At 35.8% G+C, this 5,450-nt stretch carries 8 protein-coding genes; 1 reads left to right on the top strand and 7 read right to left on the bottom strand.

Features of this window, described 5'->3' with window-relative positions; all coding sequences use genetic code 11:
* The first annotated feature begins 197 nt into the window (after positions 1-197).
* Positions 198-743 carry a helix-turn-helix domain-containing protein gene (locus tag AC1DTM_RS17440; protein WP_088099534.1) on the top strand — a complete coding sequence of 182 codons (546 nt, stop codon included), beginning with the start codon at positions 198-200 and terminating at the stop codon, positions 741-743.
* 39 nt (positions 744-782) lie between these two features.
* Here AC1DTM_RS17440 and AC1DTM_RS17435 read toward each other — a convergent pair whose 3' ends face one another.
* The 7 genes from AC1DTM_RS17435 to AC1DTM_RS17405 form a co-directional block, all read right to left on the bottom strand.
* Positions 783-1,160 carry a hotdog family protein gene (locus AC1DTM_RS17435; protein ID WP_199715072.1) on the bottom strand — a complete coding sequence of 126 codons (378 nt, stop codon included), beginning with the start codon at positions 1,158-1,160 and terminating at the stop codon, positions 783-785.
* A 111-nt stretch (positions 1,161-1,271) separates the two neighbouring features.
* Complete coding sequence (locus AC1DTM_RS17430) at positions 1,272-1,730, bottom strand: GNAT family N-acetyltransferase (protein WP_002111948.1); 459 nt, start codon at positions 1,728-1,730, stop codon at positions 1,272-1,274.
* A 56-nt stretch (positions 1,731-1,786) separates the two neighbouring features.
* Positions 1,787-2,314, bottom strand: a complete 528-nt coding sequence (locus AC1DTM_RS17425) for a GNAT family N-acetyltransferase (RefSeq protein WP_002111949.1) — start codon at positions 2,312-2,314, stop codon at positions 1,787-1,789.
* A 293-nt stretch (positions 2,315-2,607) separates the two neighbouring features.
* Complete coding sequence (locus AC1DTM_RS17420; RefSeq protein ID WP_078172783.1) at positions 2,608-3,003, bottom strand: ankyrin repeat domain-containing protein; 396 nt, start codon at positions 3,001-3,003, stop codon at positions 2,608-2,610.
* Positions 2,970-3,788: an ABC transporter ATP-binding protein gene (locus tag AC1DTM_RS17415; protein WP_016106200.1), complete on the bottom strand. Its 819-nt coding sequence runs from the start codon at positions 3,786-3,788 to the stop codon at positions 2,970-2,972. The genes AC1DTM_RS17420 and AC1DTM_RS17415 overlap by 34 nt, the downstream gene beginning before the upstream one ends.
* Positions 3,775-4,803 (bottom strand): FecCD family ABC transporter permease, encoded by a 1,029-nt coding sequence (locus AC1DTM_RS17410; RefSeq protein ID WP_002111954.1) that lies wholly within the window; start codon positions 4,801-4,803, stop codon positions 3,775-3,777. Before AC1DTM_RS17410 ends, AC1DTM_RS17415 begins: the two co-directional genes overlap by 14 nt.
* A gap of 5 nt (positions 4,804-4,808) precedes the next feature.
* A partial coding sequence (locus AC1DTM_RS17405) for an ABC transporter substrate-binding protein (RefSeq protein WP_477000560.1) occupies positions 4,809-5,450 on the bottom strand: 642 nt, incomplete at its 5' end.

Raw genomic sequence — 5,450 nt, 5'->3', positions numbered from 1 at the left:
AACACGATACGAATAATTAAGTTACCAATATGTTGATTCATTTCATTCTCTCCTTTATAGTTTTCTTATACAAAACTTTTATTCACATTACAAAACATACACTAATTATTTTTATTCGTCAATTCATTTTTTATGAGAAAAAATATATTTTTTTTGCTATGATACAAATAGTTGTTTACAAAAAGGAGCTTGATTTTATGAATATCGGTTCTGCAATTCGTGAAATTCGTCAACGCAGAGGTATTACGATTGCCCAAATTTGTGAAGGAACAGGTCTTTCTAAAGGCTTTATGAGTCAGGTTGAAAACAATAAAACATCACCATCTATCTCAACTTTAGAAATGATCGCTAATTTTTTAAATGTTCCCCTTCCATATCTATTGTTAGAACAAAAAGATCGTTTGAAAATTATAAAAAAAGAAGAGCGTAAATACAGTGTGTACGGAAAAGATGAACAAAGAATTGAGCATGTTGCGGAGCAAGGTGGCCTTCGCCTAAATCTCGTAGAAATTTCTGCCGGATTCCCGAAAGAAAACTCGCCAAATGCTCATGAAGGCGAAGAGTGTCATCTTGTATTACGCGGAAAACTGGAAGTTCAACATGGTGAAGATATTGCAATTGTAGAAGAAGGTGATTCTTTCTCCTGGAATGCATGCGTTCCCCATATTGTTCGTAATATAGGTGAAGAATCTGCATTATTACTTATCTCTAGTCATGCGGAAAATCGAAAACGAGTTTACTAATTGATAAAAAAGAAGCCTGTTTCGTAACAGGCTTCTTTTTTATTCCCTTATAATTCCATAACTTGTCCCAACTAGTACGGTCTTTTCATGTTGATTGCGATAAACTGACTCAATTGAAACTTTTTTATATCCTTCCATTTGCTCAATATTTGTTAATGTTAATTCACAAGTAATCGTATCACCTGTAAAAACTGGTCTAATGAACTCACTTACTAATTCCCTCGCTATGTAATGTAACTCTTCTCCTACTTTTGTACCAATGCTAGCAGTCAATAGACCATGAACCATTAATCGTCCATTCTCATCATATTCCATATGATGTCTACCTTTATCGCCTGTAATATTTGCAAATTCAAAAACTTCTTCCTCAGTAAACCTTCTTTCGTATTTAAATACATCTCCAACTTTTGCATTCATTTTTATCCCCCGTTTAATAAACTGAATTTTCTTTAATTTTATCACAAAATAAGTCTCAGTTCAGTTTATATTATTAAAATAGCAATCCTTTTTCTTCACTACCTTATAATTTTATCGATGCCCATCCTTTTTTGCCACTTGATACCCATAATACGCACATGTTCCATTTCTTGATAACTCTCTTACTTCAAAACCACAGCTTCTATAAAAATCAAAATTGTTAGCGGATGTATGCGCAAACCAATCGCCATGCGGAAGCTTTTGTAAACAAAGAGCTACAAGTTTCTTACCTAACCCTTTTCCCCTATACTCACACTTCACAACTAAATTTACTATGTTAGCAACCATGATTTGATCAGAAATCACTCTAACCATCGCGACCATTTCTTCTTCATCCCAAATTGTGAAAGCCCATGTGGAATTTTCAAATGCTATCGTAAATTTTTCAATTTGCCAAGAAGGGATATTATCATTACTCCAACCGGCATCTTCAAATAAAGTTTTAATTGCATATGCTGGTACACCGTTCGTTCCCTCACGAATAATAAGTCCATTATGGTAAATATACATGTAATCCCCCCTTTATTTTTATATACCATTCTCCAAAAAATGCAATTCACCTTTTTTCATCCAACCCGCTTAATGGAATAAACGAGAACATCCATCTCATGAAATGAAGTTGTTTTCTCATAACTAAGCCCTGTTTTTCTAGCAACAAATATTGAAGCTGGGTGGTTCGGATTAATAAGTGAAATTAATTTATTCATTTGTAATGCTTGAAAACCATAGTCTCGAAATGCCGCCGCAGCCTCTTTCGCATACCCTTTCCCCCAATACTTAGGAAGTAACCAATAGCCAATCTCAATTTCCTCTTTTCCATCTACCTTCTGCTTGACAAGTCCTGCATGACCAATTCGTATCCCTGTTTCCTTTTCAATCATTACAAATAAACCGAGACCGTTTTTATAATTTGGAAGTACCCTCTCCTCCAAACTTTTTTTACATTGCATAAATGTTTTTAACATTCCATTTCCAATATAGCGCATTACCTTCTCATCCCCCCATAAAGAAGCATAAAACGGTAAATCATCCATTGTATATTTGCGAAATTGTAAACGATCTGTATGAAACACTCTTTTATTCACTCCCATCATTTTGAACCTCATTACATAACTATATATTTCAAACTACTTAAATGTTAAATAATTTTTATCAAGACGCCACAAAAAAGAAAGAAAATTCAGTCTTATAAAAATGTATTATATCAAAAAAAAGCAGTAGACAAAAGAGTGTCTACTGCATCCATATCATAACTAGTATTAAGAAAACTACAATTGAGGGGGTGTAGGATTTTCATATATACTAGATACTTATCCCGTTCTAACGGGCGGTAAACCTTCCAATCTTTTGRGTGGAAAGTTTACCGCACATAAGAACTTTGCGGTCATTAAGAAAGCACTGTTAAGTATTCAAATACACGCTGAGCTTTTTCTCCACCCATTCGTGCATGTTGAAGTAGCGAGATGCCATGCGGGCCAGGTGCAAATAACGCTTCTGGTTGTACTACTAAAATAGCTTGTACAACTTCAAGTTTCCCAAGCATAGCCGCTGCAAAAATATCCATCCGAGCTCCCTTTTCCAGTAAATAAAGCGCAATATCTTTACGTCCTACATGGGCCGCTGCTCCTAAGGCACTTTCCCAATCTGAGCCGCCCCAATTATAAGAGGCATGAAGTAAGCTTGGCGATTCTGCCAATAGTTCCTGTACTTTTTCTAAATCTCCGTGAGCTGCCATAACAAATTCTCTTACTAATTCAATGGTAATACGTTCTTCTGTTTGCATCGCTCTGCTCCTTTTTTAGAAATTCGTTTCGGTGTAAAAAATGGCTTGTCGCTTCCTTGAAAAATATCTACTTCTATGCCAAATACATGTTGAAACATTTGTTGACATAATACTTCTTCTGGTACACCGTCATACTGAATCTTTCCTCGCTTTAATACGAGTAAACGATCACTATATTGAGCCGCTTGGTTAATGTCATGTAAGACCATTATAATTGTCATACCAAACTCCTCGTTTAATCGTTTCACAAGTTCCATTACTTCCAACTGGTGAACGATATCCAAAAAGGTTGTTGGTTCATCTAATAATAAGACATTTGTACGTTGTGCTAGCGTCATCGCAATCCAAGCACGTTGTCTTTCTCCTCCTGATAAGGATTGTAAAAGACGATATTCATACCCTTCAAGATTTGTAACAGACAATGCCCACTCAATAATTTCTTCATCTTCTTTGTTTAAGCGACTACTCCATGATTTATGAGGACCTCTTCCGAACTCTATTAGTTCTTTCACTGTTAAATCTAATTGATGATCATGCATTTGTGGTAACATCGCTAATTGCTTCGCTACATCTGCACTCTTCATCGTATGAATATTTGTCCCATCTAAAATGATATTTCCTTCGCTTTGTTTAAGTAGCCGTGCTATTAAACGCAGCAAAGTAGATTTCCCGGATCCATTCGGACCGATTAAACTAACGATTTCTCCAGCTTTAATATGTACATTCATATTTTGCATTTGAAATCTTTCAGAATGTGCGTAAAACACTTTGTTAACGGAAATCACGTTGTTTTCCTCCTCTATGAATTAAATATAAGAAGAACGGACCACCTAAGAAGGACAATAAAATACCAACAGGCAATTCGATTGGATCGAACCAACTTCGAGCTATCGCATCCGCGAAAACAAGTAATATCCCTCCACCAAGGCATGATAATGGCAGTAAATATTTATAGTCATTTCCAACTAATAAACGTAACATATGCGGTACAACAAGACCTACAAATCCAATTAGACCAGAAACACTAACCGCAATTCCAGCTAACATTGTACTTACTACTATTAAATAAAACCGACTTCTTTCCACGTTATGCCCTAATAATTTCGCCATTTCATCCCCAAGCATTAATACTCGAATGTGTTTAATACCGAAGAAAGCTAATATAATAGCGAATATTGCATAGTAAATAATCATATTTAAATGTGCCCAGCTCACACCACCAATACCGCCAGCTAACCACGGTAACACGGATTGTACTTTGTCACTATGTAATAACATTAATGCTGACGTTGCTGCACCAATTAATGCATTGATTGACACACCTACTAAGACGATTCTTGAAGGCGGTGCCCCTTTTTGCCATGATAAAGCATAAATGACCATCGCTGTTATGAAAGCTCCTAAAAACGCTCCTAGCGGTAAAAAAGCCATGTGCTGAGGAAATAGAATCATAATTACAATTGCTACAAGACCCGCTCCAGATGAAACCCCGATAATTCCAGGGTCTGCAAGAGGGTTTCTCATAACCCCTTGCAGTAATGCTCCAGATGTAGCTAAACACGTTCCTACTATAAACCCAACGAGCACTCTCGGTATGCGAAGATCCCATACAATCCGATGAACTGTCGAACTTTCATCTTGTATCCCTGTTAGAATGTCTCGTAAAGAAAAAGATAAACTTCCTGCGAAAAGACCGTAAAAAAGACTTAGAAATGTTAATACGACTAAAGTAACTGCTATTATCCATCTTTTCTTTGCAAAAGGATGTTCCTTTTCTCTTACTATTTCACTACTCTCCATACTTATCATTTCCTTACATCTTGTATACTTTTATACATGAATTCCATCGCTTCTGTAACTTTTGTCCCAGGATTTGATCCAAATAAATCTGGTGGCAAAATAACTACACGATTTTGTTTTACTGCATCTAAATTTTTCCATGCTTCATTTTTCATCATTTCGCCTTCAAATGCTTTTTTCACACTATTGGGATCTCCATGTGTAATTAAATAAATCACATCTGGATTTGCTTCAATAATACGTTCTACACTTAGCTGTGCATATTGCGGATATTCTTTCATTTCTGGAAAACCAGCTGCGATATTTTTCCCGCCCGTTTTTTCTAAAATATCCCCTGATAGAGATGTTGGTAATGCTGCTAAATAAGTGCCTGGTGCCCCATACACTAGCAATGCTTTAACGTCACTCTTTTTCTCATATTTCTTCATTTGATCATTAATTTTTTGGTTAAGCTCTTTTGCTTTATCTTCTTTCTTCATTACTGTTCCATACATTTCAATACTCTTTTGAATATCTTTTACAGAGTTGGCTGAAGAAATGATTACTTTTGTTCCTTGCCCTTCAACCGTTGGAATATTTTTTTGGAATCCATTATTAGCAACAAGTACGTCTGGCTTTAAACTAGCAATTTGTTCAAAGTTTGGCTG

This window comes from Bacillus sp. P4_D3 (genome assembly GCF_056401855.1).
This window is presented reverse-complemented; position numbering and strand designations above follow the sequence as displayed.

Bases quoted from the DNA above. Each gene is read 5' to 3' on its own strand.
- AC1DTM_RS17420 (WP_078172783.1), bottom strand. From the start codon at position 3,003: ATGCAAACAGAAGAACGTATTACCATTGAATTAGTAAGAGAATTTGTT.
- AC1DTM_RS17430 (WP_002111948.1), bottom strand. From the start codon at position 1,730: ATGTATATTTACCATAATGGACTTATTATTCGTGAGGGAACGAACGGT.
- AC1DTM_RS17410 (WP_002111954.1), bottom strand. From the start codon at position 4,803: ATGGAGAGTAGTGAAATAGTAAGAGAAAAGGAACATCCTTTTGCAAAG.
- AC1DTM_RS17425 (WP_002111949.1), bottom strand. From the start codon at position 2,314: ATGATGGGAGTGAATAAAAGAGTGTTTCATACAGATCGTTTACAATTT.
- AC1DTM_RS17440 (WP_088099534.1), top strand. From the start codon at position 198: ATGAATATCGGTTCTGCAATTCGTGAAATTCGTCAACGCAGAGGTATT.
- AC1DTM_RS17435 (WP_199715072.1), bottom strand. From the start codon at position 1,160: ATGAATGCAAAAGTTGGAGATGTATTTAAATACGAAAGAAGGTTTACT.